Origin of the sequence: Polaribacter sp. Hel1_33_78 (assembly GCF_900106075.1) — a bacterium.
In the GTDB taxonomy this organism is placed as follows: Bacteria; Bacteroidota; Bacteroidia; order Flavobacteriales; family Flavobacteriaceae; genus Polaribacter.
Window position 1 is genome coordinate 2009119 of record NZ_LT629794.1, and the last position, 17591, is coordinate 2026709.

Sequence of the window (17591 nt, forward strand, 5' to 3'; positions counted from 1 at the left end):
TTTCAGGCGCTAAATTAACCAATTTTTATCTATTTTTTTCCTTAAAAGTTAAATGTTAATATCTAGTTTATAACTAACTATGTTGGAAAGCTTTAACATTTCTTATTTCTCTTAATTTGCAATATTATCAATTTTTAACCCCTAAATACTTATCAAATGAAAAAATTATTACTTTTTTACGCATTGATCATATCATGCTCGGCATTTTCTCAAATTCCAAATTATTATAATGATGTTAATTTAAATCAAACTAGTACCGCATTAAAAGATGCTTTAGCTCTTAAAATTATTACCACACATACTACTAACTTATCATACACGCCAGGTGTATGGGACGCCTTAAAGCAAACGGATTTAGACCCAAACGATAATACAAAAGTTGTATTAATATATGGGTATAGCGATATTGATGGAAACTATGTCACAGATAGAACAAGAGATAAAAATTTAAATGGAGGAACTTCTGGAACACAATGGAACAGAGAGCATACCTACCCAAAATCTTTAGGAACTCCAAATTTAGGAACTTCTGGTCCAGGAGCTGATGTACACCATTTACGTGCCGCAGATATTACATTTAACGGACAGAGAAGTAGCAAAAAATTTGCAGATGGCTCTGGTAATGCAGGCGATGTTTCTGGTGGATGGTACCCTGGAGACGAATGGAAAGGTGACATAGCCCGTATGATGATGTATACTTACTTAAGATATGGAAACCAATGCTTGCCAACAGGCGTGGCCATAGGTTCAACTGCTACTTCTGATGTAAACATGTTAAATTTATTTTTAGAATGGAATACAGAAGACCCTGTTTCTAACTTCGAAAAACAACGTAACCCAATTTTAGAAGGAATTCAAGGTAATAGAAATCCTTTTATAGATAATCCTGCATTTGCAACTCAAATTTGGGGTGGACCACAAGCTGAAGATTTATTTGGTAATCCTCCTAATGGAGATACTGAATCCCCTACCGCTCCAACAAATTTAATAGCATCGAATGCAACGCAAAGTTCTGTAGATTTAACTTGGACGGCATCAACAGATAATACAGCAGTTACTGGTTATGCTATTTTTAATGGAACAACCCAAGTTAGCACAACACTCAATACCAACTTTACTGTTTCAAGTTTAATGGCTGGAACTTCATACTCTTTTTATGTAAAAGCATTTGATGCAGCTGCCAATGTTTCCTCTATTAGCAACGCAGTATCTATAACAACTACTTCTAATGAAACTGGAAGCGGAACAGCCACGGAGTTATTAATTTCTGAATATATAGAAGGCTCTTCGAATAACAAAGCTATTGAAATTGCAAACTTCACGGGTGTAACAGTAGATTTAGCTGCATATTCTATTAAAAAAGCAACAAATGGAGGTGGTACTTTTTCTAGTACTTTAACTTTAACTGGTAATTTAGCAAACGGACAAGTATATGTTATTGCCCATTCTAGCGCAACCGCAACAATTTTAAATGTAGCTAATTTAACAAATAATGGTGTTATGTCTTTTAACGGAAATGACGCTATGGGCTTATTTAAAAATGATGTATTAATTGACTTAATAGGTGATGCCTCAAACAGCAGTAACTTTGCCCAAAATGTTACATTACAAAGAAAATCATCGGTTACAAGTCCTAATAACTCTTATTCTGCAACTGAATGGAATTCTTTTTCAACAGATACTTTTAATGGTTTAGGAAATCATTCGATAGATGGAGGAACAACTTCAGATACTGAAGCTCCAAGTTCTCCTGCAAACCTAGTTGCTTCAAATATTTTACAAAATATGGTAGATTTAAATTGGTCGACCTCTACAGATGACACAGCAGTCACAGGTTATGATGTTTATCAAAATGGAGTAAAAATAACAACTGTAACAAATACAACGTACACTGTTTCTGGTTTAGTAGACAATACTGCCTACAGTTTTTCTATAACCGCGTTTGATGCAGCGGCTAATGTTTCATCAGCTAGTAACACTGTTTTTATAACAACATTGCCAGTTCCTGACACTACAGCGCCAACTGCACCAACTAATTTAACTTCATCTAATATTACACAAACTACAGCTGATTTAAATTGGACTGCTTCTACTGACAATGTTGCTATAACAGGTTATGATATTTATCAAAACAGCACAATTATTGCATCAATTTCTGGAACAAACTATACTGTTTCTGAATTGACATCTGGAACTTCCTATAATTTTTTGGTAACAGCAAAAGATGATGCAGGAAATATTTCTAATGCTAGTAATATATTAAATGTAACTACAGAATCTGCTCCTATAAATGGAACAACGACTGAATTATTAATTTCTGAATATGTAGAAGGGTCTTCCAATAATAAAGCTATTGAGATTGCAAACTTTACGGGTAATGCTGTTGACTTATCTTCTTACTCTCTCAGAAAAGCGACAAATGGTTCTGGTTCTTTTTCTAGTGTTTTAAATTTAGATGGAAATTTAGCCAATGGACAAGTTTATGTTATTGCAAATACTAATGCAAATGCTATTATTTTAAATGTTGCTAATATTACAAATGAAACTGTTTTAAGTTTTAATGGAAATGATGCTATTGGATTGTTTAAAAATGGAATTTTAATTGATTTAATAGGTGATGAATTAAGTAGTTCTGTGTTTGCACAAGATGTGACTTTACAAAGAAAATCATCAATAACTAGCCCTAATGTAACTTATATAATTTCTGAATGGAATTCTTTAGCAACCGATATTTTTAGCGGACTCGGAAACCACTTTATTGATGGTGGTGTTATACCAGACACTTCAGCTCCTTCTATTCCTTCTAATTTAGTGACTTCAAATATTACTGAAACGGCTGTTAATTTATCATGGTCTGCGTCCACGGATGATACCGCTGTAACTGGTTATGACATTTACAATGGCACAAATATAATTGGAAGCGCAGAAACTACTAATTTTAATGTTACTGGTTTATCTGCAGTAACTTCTTACAACTTTACAATTACAGCAAAAGATGAAGCTGGTAATGTATCTTCTGCTAGTAATAGCGCTAATGTTACCACTTTAGATTTAACTGCTCCTTCTGCTCCAGTTAATTTATCAGCTTTAAATATTACACAAACCACTTTAGATTTAACTTGGACCTCATCAACAGATAATGTAGACGTTATAAGTTATGATATTTTAAATGGAAGTTCTTTTATTGGCTCTGCTTCTGTTAATAACTTTTATATTAGCGGTTTAACTGAAAACACTACTTATAGTTTCTCCATAGTTGCAAAGGATGCTGCAGGAAATTCAACAACTAGTAATCCTATTGCCGTTACTACCTTAACACAGCCTACAAATACCTCAACAATTTTATCAGAATCTTATTTTGAATCTGGTTGGGATAATTGGATTGATGGAGGAAGTGACGCTTCTAGATATGCTGGTTCTCGTTCTTTTGAAGGAACTTATTCCATAAGAATACGTGATAATTCTGGTTCAGTTTCTGCAATGACATCACAAATCTATGACTTATCTTCTTTTGACACTGTTGAAGTTGAGTTCCATTTTTATTCTTATAGCATGGAAAATAATGAAGATTTCTGGCTGCGATATTATAATGGAAATTCTTGGACCACAGTTGCAACTTATGCTAGAGGAACTGATTTTGAAAACAACAACTTTTATTCAGCAACAGTTACTTTAAATAAAAATGAGAACGTGTTTGCCAACAATGCACAGCTTAGATTTCAAAATGATGCCAGTGGAAATGCAGATCATATATATATAGATCAAGTTATTGTTACTGGAAAAACGGGTTCTTTTTCAGCAAAATCTAGCGTTAAAAATTCTAAATCGACAACTTTTCTAAAAAGTCTAAATACCGATGAATTTAATAATTTTGAAGCAGGTTTTAAAATCTATCCGAACCCTACAACTGGAAGTTTTGTACATATTAAATTACAAAATACAGATTCAGAAAACATTACTTTTAAAATTAGCAATACATTAGGTCAAGTTGTTAAAAAAGGAACTTTATTAAAAAATACAATTGATGTAAAATCTTTAAGAAAAGGAATTTATGTAATTGAAATTAATGACGGAGAAGAGAAAATGACTAAAAAACTTATCAAAAAATAGTTCTTTATTTTAAAATAATGAAAGGCCTTATCAATTTTGATAAGGCTTTTTTATTTAAAATTATTTACTTTAGTTCTCACAACTAAATTTAAAAATGAGAAAATTATCCTATATATTTTTAAGCATTATATTTCTAATTTCTTGTACAAAGCAAACTAAGAAAACATTACAAAAAGGAACCTATAGAGCTGTTTTAAAAATACAAGACAATCAAGAACTACCTTTTATTTTTGAAGTAAAAAATGATTCTTTACTTTCAATTTTTAATGCTGATGAAACAATTTTTGTTGATGAAATTACCTATCGTAACGATTCTGTAAGAATACAAACACCTGTTTTTGAAGGATACATTATTGCAAAAATTGAAGACAACTTTTTAAAAGGAAGTTTTATAAAAACCAGTTTAGACAGAATTGTTCCTTTTGAAGCGACTAAAAATAATGTGCGTTTTTCATCAAAAAAAGAATCTACAAAAAACATTAGCGGAAACTGGGAAACGGTCTTCAATGAGAACTCTGCTGATGAGAAATATATTGCTAAAGGAATTTTTAATCAAAATGGAAATCTTGTAACCGGAACTTTTAGAACCACTACCGGAGATTACAGATATTTAGAAGGTCTTGTATATGGTGATTCTTTAAAACTTTCCACTTTTGATGGTGCGCATGCTTTTTTATTTACTGCAAAAGTTACAGATTCTACAATGAATGGTTTTTTCTATTCTGGAAATCATTGGAAAGAACCTTTTGAAGCCAAATTAAATAATACTTATGAATTACCAAAAGCAGACAATTTGACCTTTATAAAAGAAGGTTATGAAGATTTTGATTTTTCTTTTCCAGATACAAGAGGAAGAATTGTTTCTCTAAGTGATACTAAATTCCAAAATAAAATAGTTATCATACAAATTATGGGAACTTGGTGTCCAAATTGTTTAGACGAAAGTAAATTTTTGGTCAATTATTTACAAGAAAACCCAAATACTAACATTGAAGTTATTGCTTTGGCTTTTGAAGTTGCAAAAACTAGAGAAATTGCATTTAAAAGAATCAAACGATTAAAAGAAAGAATAGGTATTGAATATCCTGTTTTATTAGCGCAATATGGAAATTCGGCTGATAAAAAAATAGCAGAAAAAACATTACCCATGCTAAATCATTTAATTTCTTATCCTACCACTATTTTCATTGATAAAAATGGAAAAGTAAGAAAAATTCATACGGGTTTTAATGGACCTGCAACAGGAAAAAAATATAATGAGTTCAAAAATGAGTTTGAAAACTTTATGGATGCATTAGTTCTGGAAAAAGAATAATTTCTTTATTTTTTTAATTGAAAATTATCCATTTTAAGTTTAAAAAAAATCAATCTACTATTTCTAAAAAGATAAAATTTGGTTATTTTACGATTACTTTTTTCTACAGCGTATTTATACTTTCAATAATAAAAAGTTAAACAAAAAGTTTTTTTTCAACTTTCTTAAAAAGGAAATAATACATATTTGCTAGCAAAATACCTGTTACTATTCCTAAAGAAATATCAATAGGGAAATGCACGCCTAAATACAATCTACTGTACGCAAAAATTAATGGAAAAAATAAAATTAAATAAATAAATTTGTATTTTTCTCTTAATAAAAAGATGACAAATACTGAGAAAAAAGTGGATGTTGTTGCATGACCAGAAATAAAACTAAAGCTTTGAGGCCTTTTTAATATACTTAATAAATGCTGTATTTCGGGATCATTATTAGGTCTTAATCTTGCTGTAGAATTCTTGATTAAGTTTACAAATTGATCAGAAAAAGCCACTAAAACAATCAATGCTAAAATAACAAAACCTCCTTTTTTCCAACCAAAAGATTTTATAACTAGATAAAAAATTAAAAGGAACAATGGCGTCCAATTAAATTGGTTGGTAATTAGCAACCAAAATGAATCCCATTGTTCACTTCCTAAGTTATTTAAGAAAACAAGTAATTCTTTGTCTTTTTGTATAATGGAGTCAAATAAATTATTCACCAATTTCTAAGATTTCTACTTCAAAAACTAAATCAGATTTTGCAGGAAAAGGTCCATATTTAGCCTCTCCAAAACCTATATAATATGGTATAAACAACCTTGCTTTTTCGCCTACTCTTAAAGTAGCAGCGCCTTCTTTAAAACCAGTAATCATCGGTTTTTCTGCATCATCTAACTGAAATACAAATGGATTTCCTGAATCTAGAGTAGATTGAATTTTTGTACCATCGGCAATGTACAATGTAAAGTGAGCTTTTATAGGTTTATTTGTCACTACTTTTTTTCCTGACGGATTGCTTGTTAACTTTAAAATTCGCAAACCAGAAGCTGTTTTAATTGCTTTTGATTCATTCATTTTCGCTAAAAAAGTCGTTCTATTTTCTAAGTATTTCGAAAAACGTTCTTCATCTGCATCTTTCGCTTTCTTATTTCTGTCTTTTTTACCTTCAGCGTATTTAATGAATTCATTGTCAAAAACTTCACCAGCTTTAAAAGCATTAGCCACAGCACCTATTCTAATAATTTTTACAGTAAAAATGGTATCAAATTGTTGAATACTGTTTACAACAGACATTCTTAAAGAATCTATAGCATTCTTGCGTTTTAAAGAATCTTTAATTTGAAGTTTTAAAGTATTTAATTGCAAAGAGTTGACAACCGTTTTACCAAAAACAGTATGCTTACCATCTAAATGTGGTATTGCTCTGTGTGTAATAAAGAACTGACTTCCATTACTTTCTGGACCTCCATTTGCCATAGATAACATTCCTGCATCACCATGAATGTGCAATAATTTCCCGTTTATATCCTTGGTAAATTCATCGCCAAATCTATAACCAGCAGTTCCTCTTCCTGTTTCTGTTGGATCTCCTCCTTGAATTATAAAATTATTAACAACTCTATGAAAACGAATACCGTCAAAGTATTTTTTTCCTTGTATAGAATCCGTAACTTTAGTATTGGTTCCTTCTGCTAAGGACACGAAATTGGCAACAGTCATTGGGGCATCTTCTGCATATAACTCCAACAAAACATCACCTTTATTGGTTTGTATTTCTGCATAAAGACCTTCCTTTAGACCATTATATTTAGCTGGTGTACAACCAACTACAAGGATTACAATTATAAAGCTGTAAATATATATTTTCATTTATTTTTTAATTATATCCAATAGCTCTACTTCAAAAACAATCGCTGCAAACGGCTTAATTATTCCTGGTCTTGGTGTTGCTCCATAAGCCAATTCTTGAGGAATAAATAACTTGTACTTAGCGCCTTTATTCATTAATAATAATCCTTCTGTAAACCCTTTGATAAACTGATTTGCATTAGAATCATAAGGTTGTTTCTTATCAACAGAACTGTCAAAAACGGTGCCATCTATTAAAGTTCCATGATAATGAATTTTAAGTTTTGAGGTAGCTATAGGGTTTTCTCCCTTTCCTTCTTTTAATACTTTATATTGTAAACCACTCGCTGTAGTAATAACACCTTCTTTCGTTTTATTGATTGCTAAGAATTCTTCACTTGCTTTTTTAACATCTGCAAATTTTGATTCTGCATCCTTCGCTGCTTTTTCTTGAGCTGCTTGTCTTTTTTTAATTTGCTGCTTCTGGAAAAAGTCTCTTAAAAAAATATTTAAATCTTTTGGCGTCATTAATAAATTCGTAGAATCCATTCCATTTCTATAGCCTTGTAAAAATAAATCTGTGCTGGATTCCTCCAAATTTGCCTTTACTTTAATCGCCATATCCATTCCTAAAGCATAACTCGCTGAATCTAATCCTGTTTCTAAAGATTTAACATCTGCTTTATAATTTCCACATGAAGACATTGATGCTACTGCTGTTATAATTACTAAACCTTTTAGTATTCTCATTTTTCTATTTATTTATATTAATTAAAGTTACTTTACTCTTTATTGATTGATTGATTCCTATTTTGTTTCCATCTCCAGCAATACCAAAAGCGCTGTAAGAAGGAATTACAAATGTAACGGTTTCTCCTATTTTCATCAACTTTATTCCTTTTTGTAATCCAGAAATAAAATCTTCTTTATCAATGATATATTTTTTAATTCCTAAATCTTCTTTACTATACAAAACTGAATTATTCAAATCTGTAATATTGTAAGCAATTATTACCTCATTACCTTTTTCAGGAGTAGGTAAATTTTCTTTTACTCTATGAATGTATGTGTACCAAAATCCATTTGAAGATTGCAAATATACTTTACTAGAATCTTTTTTTATAATTTGAAGTATTTTATCGTCTTCAATTTTATTTAAAGCTAAAGCTTTGTTTATAGTTTCTTTATATAATGTTGTTGATGGTTTTGGATTGATTGGTTTTCTTGGTTCAATTTTAGAACACGAGAAACAACATAACAGCAAAACAAATAAATAACTAATCTTCATAAGCTGTTTCTAAGTCAGATTGATATTCTGATAATAAACTTGTAAAATTTGTAATAGTTTCTTGCATTGACTCTTCAGATTTTCCACCAGCAGCATTATCATGTCCACCGCCACTAAAATGGTTTCTTGAAAATTTATTTACAGAGAAATCACCTTTTGAACGGAAAGAAATTTTGATAATCCCTTGTTCTTTATCTTCAATAAATATTGCTGCAAAAATAATCCCTTTTAAAGAAAGTGCATAATTTACAACACCTTCCGTATCTCCTTTTTGAAAATCGAAACGATTTTTCTCTTCGTTCGTTAATGTTATGTATGCTGTTTTATAAGAGGGTAAAATTTGCAAATTACTAAGTGCCTGACCTAATAGCAACAATCTATTGTATGAATTTGCATCATATACATTGTTATGAATTCTGTCATTTTCAGCTCCTTTGTCAATTAAATCAGCAATAACTCTATGCGTTCTGCTGGTCGTAGATCTGAATCTAAACGAACCTGTATCTGTCATGATACCGGTATACAAGCAAGTTGCAATATCGACATCAATAAAATCTAAGTCATTATTCATTTCAATAAACTGATATACCATTTGGCATGTTGAACAAATTTCAACATCAGAATACATATATTTCATATCATCCGGTTGCTGATGATGATCTATCATTGCAAAATCATTTGGATACGCTTCTAATATTTTTTGCATATCATGACCAACTCTGTGTAGCGCATTAAAATCTAAAAGAAAAATTAAATCAGAATTATCAATTACTCTTTTAGATTGAGAATTTTGCCAATCAAAACGATAGGTATTTTCAGAACCAGGCAACCAATGTAAAAATTCTGGGTATTCATTAGGCACCACAACTGTACAGTTATGTCCTTTTTTAGCTAAATAGTGCTTTAATGCTAAGGTAGAACCCATAGCATCTCCGTCTGGATTTCTATGCCCAACTACCACTATATTTCTTGGTTTTTCTAGAAAGCGCTTTAACTCGTCAAATCCTTTTAAAATCATAATTCGCGAATATACAATTTAATTAAAAAATTTATGTAATTTCGCGCCGAATTTGTGAAACGCTTAACAATTAGTTTTACAATATTAAATATTAATCATAAAGTAATTAAAAGTCAATAGAATGGCAACAAATAGAACATTTACAATGCTTAAACCAGATGCTGTAGAAAACGGACATACTGGTGCTATATTAGAAAAAATGAACGCTGCAGGATTTAGAATTGTGGCTTTAAAGAAAACTCAAATGACAAAATCTGACGCTGAAACTTTTTATGCTGTGCATAATGAGCGTCCGTTTTTTGGAGAATTAGTTGAGTTCATGACAAGAGGGCCAATTGTAGCTGCAATCTTAGAAAAAGAAAATGCCGTGGAAGATTTTAGAACTTTAATAGGTGCTACAAATCCTGCTGATGCTGCTGAAGGAACTATTAGAAAATTATATGCAACTTCTATGGGAGAAAATGCTGTACATGGTTCTGATTCTGATGAAAATGCCACGATTGAAGCAAACTTTCACTTTTCTGGAAGAGAGCAGTTTTAATTTATATTAAAGCGCTTCATCATAAAATTTAAGAAATTTAGATTCCAAAAATATATTGGTTAAAAACTCACAATAAAAATTGTGAGTTTTTTTTTGCTTAATAAAAATATAATCTAACATTTAGAGTTGAAAATATTTAAATTCTAAGCTTGAAGTTTTTTTTTGCTACAAAAAAATTTATCTTCAAGGCAATAAGCGCCTCCCCAGAAACAGGGAAGAAAAAATCTCATCAATTATAGGGATTGACTTGTTTCAGATTTTTTTTTATTTTTACCAAAAAGAGATTGTGATTATAAATAAAATAGTAGATAAAAAATTATAGACGCCTTGCCAATAAAATCTATAAAAGTTCCTGTTATCCGGAAACAGAAACCTATAAACAGGAGGTTTATTCTCCATATAACGAGTTGTGCATAATGCGAAAAACCAACCAAAACCAATAAAATGACATCAGAAAATTTCGAAAATCATAACATATTTGACAGGTTAAATTCTTTAGAAGAAATTTTAGGAAATGATGATGTTAAAGATAAAATAGACCTTGAAAAGCTTTCTTTTTTCCAAACAGTTTTCTCTTATGTTAATCAAAGAGTAAAGTTGACAATTCCAGATTTAGTTCAACAAGCGGAATTGGATGCTTTAAGTAACGAACTAAATGCGGGAATAACTCAAGTAAATAATTACGTTGGAAATAATAATGTTGGACATTTAAATAATGCAACTAACAATTTTAATGCAGCGATTAATAGAATTAAAAACTTTCCTATTCCAGTAGCCAAAGTTGACTTTAATTTTTCTCGTAAAATCGCTGACTTTGAAAAAACAGCTAAAAGCAAATATAAATCTTTAGAGAAAGACAAAGACGAACTAAAAACTGAAATTGAAAAATTTAAAACTGACTTAACAACTAAAGAAGCTGAAATTCAAAGGTTACTTAAACTGATTGAGGGAAAAGAAACAGAAATTCAAAATTTGAACTCTACATTTCAGACCAACTTCAATAACATAAAATCAGAACATAATCAAAACTTTGAAAACGACAAGAAGACTTATCGTTCAGAAATAGACAAAGCTAAAGTAACTTTTCGTGAAGAAATTGACGAATTAAAGGAAAGTATTGATACAGATACAACAGAGACTGTTAAACAACTTAACGCCAAACTTACAGAAGCGAAAACGCTTGTGAATTTAATTGGTAATGTTGGAGTTACTGGAAATTATCAAAATATTGCTGATAGTCATAAAAAGAGTGCGAATTTTTGGCGTTTTATGGCAATTGTGTTTATGACAGTATTCTCAATATTGTTAGTTTGGACTATTATTGATTTAAGTGCAGAAGGTTTTGATTGGACTAAATCATTAATAAGAATTATTGCAGCAGCAGCATTGTCATATCCTGCAACTTATGCTGCTCGTGAATCATCAAAGCACCGTAAACTGGAAACAATAAATAGAAATGCAGAACTTGAATTAGCATCAATAAATCCGTTTATTGAAGGATTATCAGACGACAAAAAACAAGTTATTAAAGAGAAATTAGTGGAGAAATATTTTGGAAATAATAAAACTAACGAATTTTTAGAAACCAAAGAAACTGAAGGGTTATCGATTCCAGCAATCGAGAAATTATTAAACGCTATTGCAAAATTGAAAGGATAAAGCACTATGCACAACACCGTATATAATTTATTGCTAGTTCTAGCCTACTTACGAAAATCCTCGCGGATTTCCTATTCGGTTTGTATTTGCTAAATTAGGTGCTTAAAACACGCAACAAACCATATACAAACACGTTGTGCATAATTTAAACTGAACCTCAAAATGCCATTTCCAATTGACGAAAAATATATTTTAGAAACGGAAACTGAATTGAACGTCAAATTCCCATCTGAATTTAAAAACAGAATGATAAAATCAAATGGTGGAGAATTAGTTACGGACGAATTTGAATTTGAACTTTATCCTTTTTTTGACAAATCTGACCGAAAAAGAATAAGTCGAACTTGTAATCACATTGGACTTGAAACAAAAAATGCTCGCGAATGGAATGGATTTCCTGAAAATGGAATCGCAATTGGTTCGGACGGATTTGGAAACTTAATAATATTGATTCACGGCGGAAATGGAATTCTGACTGACAAAGTTTATTTCTGGAATCACGAAATTGGACAAATGGAAAAAATTGCTGAATCGATTAATGAACTGGACGAATAAAAATGGATGAAAAAACTACAGAAAGACTTTTAAAGAATTATTACAATGCTAGAAAAAGTTGGGAAGGTTGGTGTTATCTAAATAATATTCATTTAAAAAAGAATAATTCTTCTATTCGAGAATATGTTGACCAAAATGAACTGCTTTATCATTGTCGTTATCTACTATTAAAAGACTTACACATTGAACTTTATAAAATCATAAAAGATAAAAACTCTACATCAAGAGATAATATTTTTAAATTATTGAGAAGTATTGGTAGTAAAGAAGCTATTCAATTAATAAACGAACTGAACGATTTTAAATCCGAATTGGATTCATTAACGAATACAAGAGATAAATTTTACGCGCATTTAGATGAGGATTATGAAGACTTTTTAAAGTCTTTTGAAATAGAAAATTATTACAAGACATTTGAATATATTGAGTCTGCGATTATGATATTAGGAAAAGAAAAAGAATTGAAGGAGTTACTTAAAAAGATTCCTTCAAGAGATGAATTTGAATTAAAAATATAAAACTATGCACAACAACGTGTATAATTAATTGCTAGTACAAGCTTACTTACGAAAATCCTCGCGGATTTTCTATTCGGTTTGTATTTGCTAATTTAGTTGCTGAAACACGCAACCAATCATACACAAACACGTTGGCAATAATGCGTGAATAATAAATAATAAAAATATGAACGATTTAGGAGGCTCAATTTGGTCAGCTGCAGTATTACTTTTTTTTTTAATGGATCCTTTAGGTAATATACCTGTATTATTATCAGTTTTGAAGGGTATAAGCCCTAAACGTCAACGATTTATTATTATTCGAGAGCTTTTAATCGCTCTTGTAATACTGATTATTTTCCTTTTTGTTGGGCAGAGTCTTTTAAATTTTCTTCATTTACAACAAGAATCAGTTACGATTGCTGGAGGAATTATCTTATTAATAATAGGTCTTCGACTGATATTTCCTCGCCCAGAAGGTGTAATGGGAAAACAACCTGGTGGAGAACCTTTTATCGTTCCTATTGCTATACCAATGATTGCAGGGCCTTCAGTTTTAGCTATGCTAATTCTAATGACTAGTAATGAACCCGATCAGCTGGGTAATTGGTTTTTTGCACTTCTTATCGCTTGGGCGCTATCTGCTTTATTATTGCTGACTGCCCCATTTCTTTATAAAATTCTTCGCGAGCGAGGGTTGAAAGCTATTGAAAGCTTAATGGGAATGATATTAGTTATGATGGCAGTACAAATGTTAATAAATGGTATTAATATTCTTTTCTAATCATTTAATAAAAGCACGTATTGCCAACACCGTGTATAATTAATTGCTTTGGCAAGTGCTTATTTGGAAAATTCCTTCAGAATTTTCTCTGGTTCGTATTTGTTTATTAAATTAGTAGCTTAAACACGCAACAAACCATATACCAAACGTTGGCATTCATATTCCCTTAAATGTTTAAAAAAAAGCAATAATTGTCTTTATCTATTTAAATTATCTTAATTTAAAAAAAATTACTCATGAATCATAAACTATCTCAAAAAAATAGATTCACAAAAGCACATACACAGAATTATAGACAATCTTTTGCTTTAAATAGAAACGTATCGGGTTTCAATATTCAAAAGAAAGAACTTATTTACACCATAGTTTCGGATAAATCTGACGGTGCTTTTATTTGGGATATTGACGGGAATAAGTATATCGATTTAACGATGGGTTTTGGCTCTATACTTTTTGGCCATAATTATTCACCCATCTGTAAAGCAATTGAAAATCAATTAACTAAGAGCTGGTCAGTTGGACCTATATCCCCACTAGCAGGAATACTAGCTAAACAAATTACAACGGCTACAAATACAGAAAGAGCTGCTTTTTTTAATTCTGGAACAGAGGCAATCATGGTTTCTTTAAGAATTGCAAAAGCAGTAACGAAAAAAAAATATATTGTATTTTTCAAAGGCGCCTATCATGGTACATTTGATCCATTACTCACTCTAAGAAGAGATGAGCAAACAAATATTGCCAAAGAATCTATTCCTGGAATTACACAATCTATTTTAAATGAATCTTATGTTTTTGATTATGGTGCAGAAGATTCTTTAGATTTTATTAAAAAAAACAAGGATGATATTGCAGCTGTTCTTGTTGAACCAGTGCAGAGCAGAAACCCTAGTTTACAACCAATTGAATTTTTAAAGAAAATACGAAGTATTACCGAACAAAATAATATTGCACTCATTTTTGATGAAGTAATTACTGGTTTTAGAATTGATGTTGGAGGTTGCCAAAAACTATTTAACATACAAGCTGATATTGTTACTTACGGAAAAGTAATTGGGGGTGGATTACCAATTGGTATTGTCGCTGGTAAAAGAAAATTTTTAGATGCTATTGATGGAGGATTTTGGAAATATGGAGATCAATCAATTCCAACAGCAAAGTCAACTTTTGTTGCTGGTACATTTTGTCATCATCCTTTAGCAATGGCTGCGTCTTTAAAAACATTAGAAATACTCACTAATAATAACGGTCAATTACTAAAAGACATAAACATTAGAACATCTAATTTTTGTCATAGAATGAATGTATTTTTTAAAGAAAACTTTCCAAAGTTGTCAATTGTTCATTTCGGATCTTTATTCCGATTTGTGACACCTGGAAAATATAAAGAACTTTATAATCAACTTCTTTTAAATGGAGTTTATATTTGGGAAGGTAAAAACTGTTTTATTTCAGCAGCACATTCAGATGATGTAATTGCTAAATTGGAGGATAAAATTAAGTTAAGTTGTAAACAATTATTAGATAACGGTATTATAAAAACACGAGCTTAAGCAATTATGAAAAAAGAGATCTTATTTACTGACGGCAAATATTCAATTCAAAGACATCAAGGTATACCTAAAGAAGCATTTCATTTTTTAGATAGTATTGCTTGGGGAAATGAAGGCGCTATCTATGAACACAAAAATACAGAAGAAAATATTAAATTGATAAAAAACCCAGTACTTCTCGCAATATTTGAAGGTGAAAGAATAAGAGCAACTGCTGTTTTTTGCATGACAACTGTAACGACTAATAGAGAACAGTTTAATTGTAATTATATAAGATATTTTGCTTCATCAAAAGAAATACGGGGCAAAGGAGTTATGAAAAAATTCTCTATAAAAGTGATGGAATTAATTCGGGAAAAGGAAAAAGAAAAAACCATTTATTTTGCCTGCATAGAAAGAGCTAATAAGAGTTCTTATAAAGTGGTAGAAAGTGCTGGATACAAACCTTTAGGTAAGGTAAATACATTAGGTTTTAGTCGTTTTTTTCCGAAGACAAATAAAAGCATTAAACAAATAACCACTAAAGAGCAAAAAGTAGAAGTTTTAAATTTACTTGAGCAAACCTATGAAAACCATACTTTAACCCAATTTGATTCTTTATTTATTAAAAACAATTATTTTGTTATTCGAGAAAAAGGACAAATCATAGCTGGATGTCAATATCACCGTTCACATTGGATTATTAACAATATGAAAGGTTTTATGGGGAAAATAATAATGAATATTGTTCCCTTAATACCGGTTATTAATAAATTATTTAATCCAAAGCGATTTGAATTTTTAGCTTTTGAAGGCCTCTATTTTAAACCTGGTTATGAAGATCAATTATATGCTTTATTTGAAGGTTTGCTTGCTAAAGAAAAATTAAAATCTTCTATGTTTTGGTTGGGAAACACCTGCCCAATTCGTGAAAATATTTTAACAAAAGGTAAATTAGGGATGATTCATTCTTTTATAAAAGATTCTGATGTTGAAATTATGGCAGCTTACAAAAATTTAAATGAAACTAAAATTGAGGTTTTAAAATCGAAACCTATATACGCTTCGGCTTTTGATTATATTTAAAATTCATTTTATGAAAGAATATGAAAATTTCGCGAAATTACTCATCAATCCTAAAGGTTCAACTCCTATTTATAATTGCCTACTAAATATAAATAGCGAAAAAAGGAATATCAATTATAATATTGCTTTGGGACAAATCGATGCTTCGGGTGAAAAAATAGCTAGCAATTATCGTTTTCGAACAGGAAGTATTACCAAAACTTTCACGTCGACTATTATTTTACAACTGATGGAGGAGGGATCACTAAAATTAGAAGATTCTTTTCTAAACTGCGTACAAAATGATGAAACAAAAAAACTCTTGTTGGAAATATTATTTTGTGAAACCATTAATTGCTCTAGTCAAATAACAGTCAAAAACTTACTGCAACATAAAAGTGGCTTACGAGATTGTTTTGCTGATGATGAAAGGTTTTTTGCAGACATCAAAAAATATCCAAATCGAGATTGGAATTGGAACAACATTTTAGAGAAGTACTTTAAATATAATTTACATAAAAAAGGGTTATTCAAGCCGGGAGAAAGCTTTTATTATTCTGATACAAATTATGTCCTATTAGCAATAATAATTGAAGAAATAACAAGCAAAAAATATTCTGAAGTACTGGAAGAAAGAATATTAAACCCACTCTCTTTAAATGACACTTATTTAGAATTTCACCAAAATAAAAAAGGTTTTATTCCAATTATATTTCCATATCATGGTACAAATTCATTGAAAAATATAAACACATCATTTGATTGGGGTTGTGGTGGTATAGTATCGTCAACAAAAGATTTGAATGTTTTTATGAGGTCACTTTTAACCGGTCAAGTATTCAATGATATTAAAACCCTCAAGCAAATGATTAATTTTGATGATGGCTCAATTATAGCATCTGAGAAAAAAAAGAAAATAAAGTATGGAATGGGCATTCAACAAAAGAAAATAGGAGAACATAATTTTATTGGTCATAACAGTGCTTATGGAGGCATGGTATTTTATCATGTGGAATCTGATACTAGTTTAGTTCTTAATATAAATCAAGTTATAGCACCTCACAAGGCTGATTGGCTTCTAAAAAAAACGGTTGAAGCTTATTTTTCATAAAAAATAGACACTGTATTATAAACGAAATGCCAACACCGTATATAATTTATTGCTAGTGCAAGCTTACTTATGAAAGCCCTCGTGGACTTTCTTGGGCAGTAATTATATACTAAATTAGTTGCTTAAAACACGCAACAAACCATATATAACAACGTTGGCAGTAATTCTACTCATTTTCAAAAAAATAAATTACTTTGAGGAAACGTTTCACGAAACTTAAGTAGTTTATAATTAGGAAATTAAAAAAAAATATTCAGAATATAAAACCTGTAAATTAATTC

Annotated in this window: 15 protein-coding genes; 10 read left to right on the plus strand and 5 right to left on the minus strand. The window is 30.4% G+C overall.

Annotated features, from left to right (window positions below; all coding sequences use genetic code 11):
- The first annotated feature begins 156 nt into the window (after nucleotides 1-156).
- Nucleotides 157-4110, plus strand: coding sequence for an endonuclease (locus BLT88_RS08620; protein ID WP_091954207.1), 3954 nt, complete (start codon nucleotides 157-159; stop codon nucleotides 4108-4110).
- A gap of 94 nt (nucleotides 4111-4204) precedes the next feature.
- The gene (locus BLT88_RS08625; RefSeq protein WP_091954209.1) at nucleotides 4205-5425 is read left to right on the plus strand and encodes a peroxiredoxin; all 1221 of its coding nucleotides are present in this window, start codon (nucleotides 4205-4207) and stop codon (nucleotides 5423-5425) included.
- Nucleotides 5426-5561: 136 nt separating this feature from the next.
- Here BLT88_RS08625 and BLT88_RS08630 read toward each other — a convergent pair whose 3' ends face one another.
- Genes BLT88_RS08630 through BLT88_RS08650 form a run of 5 tightly spaced genes read right to left on the minus strand, consistent with a single transcriptional unit; the run spans nucleotide 5562 to nucleotide 9566 of the window.
- Complete coding sequence (locus BLT88_RS08630; RefSeq protein WP_091954210.1) at nucleotides 5562-6131, minus strand: phosphatase PAP2 family protein; 570 nt, start codon at nucleotides 6129-6131, stop codon at nucleotides 5562-5564.
- Entirely contained in the window at nucleotides 6124-7281 is a 1158-nt protein-coding gene (locus BLT88_RS08635) for a peptidylprolyl isomerase (protein ID WP_091954212.1), read from the minus strand. Before BLT88_RS08635 ends, BLT88_RS08630 begins: the two co-directional genes overlap by 8 nt.
- Complete coding sequence (locus tag BLT88_RS08640) at nucleotides 7282-8010, minus strand: FKBP-type peptidyl-prolyl cis-trans isomerase (RefSeq protein WP_036786691.1); 729 nt, start codon at nucleotides 8008-8010, stop codon at nucleotides 7282-7284.
- A gap of 4 nt (nucleotides 8011-8014) precedes the next feature.
- Nucleotides 8015-8548, minus strand: a complete 534-nt coding sequence (gene gldI, locus BLT88_RS08645; RefSeq protein ID WP_036786693.1) for a gliding motility-associated peptidyl-prolyl isomerase GldI — start codon at nucleotides 8546-8548, stop codon at nucleotides 8015-8017.
- Nucleotides 8538-9566, minus strand: coding sequence for a bifunctional oligoribonuclease/PAP phosphatase NrnA (locus BLT88_RS08650; RefSeq protein ID WP_036786696.1), 1029 nt, complete (start codon nucleotides 9564-9566; stop codon nucleotides 8538-8540). Before BLT88_RS08650 ends, gldI begins: the two co-directional genes overlap by 11 nt.
- Before the next feature lie 121 nt (nucleotides 9567-9687).
- On the opposite strand from BLT88_RS08650, the gene BLT88_RS08655 reads away from it, so the two are divergent.
- The 8 genes from BLT88_RS08655 to BLT88_RS08690 all read left to right on the plus strand — a co-directional run bounded on the left by BLT88_RS08655 (nucleotide 9688) and on the right by BLT88_RS08690 (nucleotide 17310).
- Nucleotides 9688-10107 carry a nucleoside-diphosphate kinase gene (locus BLT88_RS08655; RefSeq protein ID WP_036786698.1) on the plus strand — a complete coding sequence of 140 codons (420 nt, stop codon included), beginning with the start codon at nucleotides 9688-9690 and terminating at the stop codon, nucleotides 10105-10107.
- A 444-nt stretch (nucleotides 10108-10551) separates the two neighbouring features.
- Entirely contained in the window at nucleotides 10552-11766 is a 1215-nt protein-coding gene (locus BLT88_RS08660; RefSeq protein WP_091954213.1) for an OmpH family outer membrane protein, read from the plus strand.
- Between the two features lie 162 nt (nucleotides 11767-11928).
- Nucleotides 11929-12321, plus strand: a complete 393-nt coding sequence (locus BLT88_RS08665) for an SMI1/KNR4 family protein (RefSeq protein WP_091954215.1) — start codon at nucleotides 11929-11931, stop codon at nucleotides 12319-12321.
- A 2-nt stretch (nucleotides 12322-12323) separates the two neighbouring features.
- Nucleotides 12324-12839, plus strand: a complete 516-nt coding sequence (locus BLT88_RS08670) for a hypothetical protein (protein WP_091954216.1) — start codon at nucleotides 12324-12326, stop codon at nucleotides 12837-12839.
- A 166-nt stretch (nucleotides 12840-13005) separates the two neighbouring features.
- Nucleotides 13006-13602, plus strand: a complete 597-nt coding sequence (locus BLT88_RS08675) for a MarC family protein (RefSeq protein WP_091954218.1) — start codon at nucleotides 13006-13008, stop codon at nucleotides 13600-13602.
- Between the two features lie 236 nt (nucleotides 13603-13838).
- Nucleotides 13839-15155, plus strand: a complete 1317-nt coding sequence (locus BLT88_RS08680; RefSeq protein WP_091954219.1) for an aminotransferase class III-fold pyridoxal phosphate-dependent enzyme — start codon at nucleotides 13839-13841, stop codon at nucleotides 15153-15155.
- A gap of 6 nt (nucleotides 15156-15161) precedes the next feature.
- Nucleotides 15162-16220: a GNAT family N-acetyltransferase gene (locus BLT88_RS08685; protein ID WP_091954221.1), complete on the plus strand. Its 1059-nt coding sequence runs from the start codon at nucleotides 15162-15164 to the stop codon at nucleotides 16218-16220.
- A 10-nt stretch (nucleotides 16221-16230) separates the two neighbouring features.
- The gene (locus tag BLT88_RS08690; protein ID WP_091955742.1) at nucleotides 16231-17310 is read left to right on the plus strand and encodes a serine hydrolase; all 1080 of its coding nucleotides are present in this window, start codon (nucleotides 16231-16233) and stop codon (nucleotides 17308-17310) included.
- Nucleotides 17311-17591 lie beyond the last annotated feature (281 nt).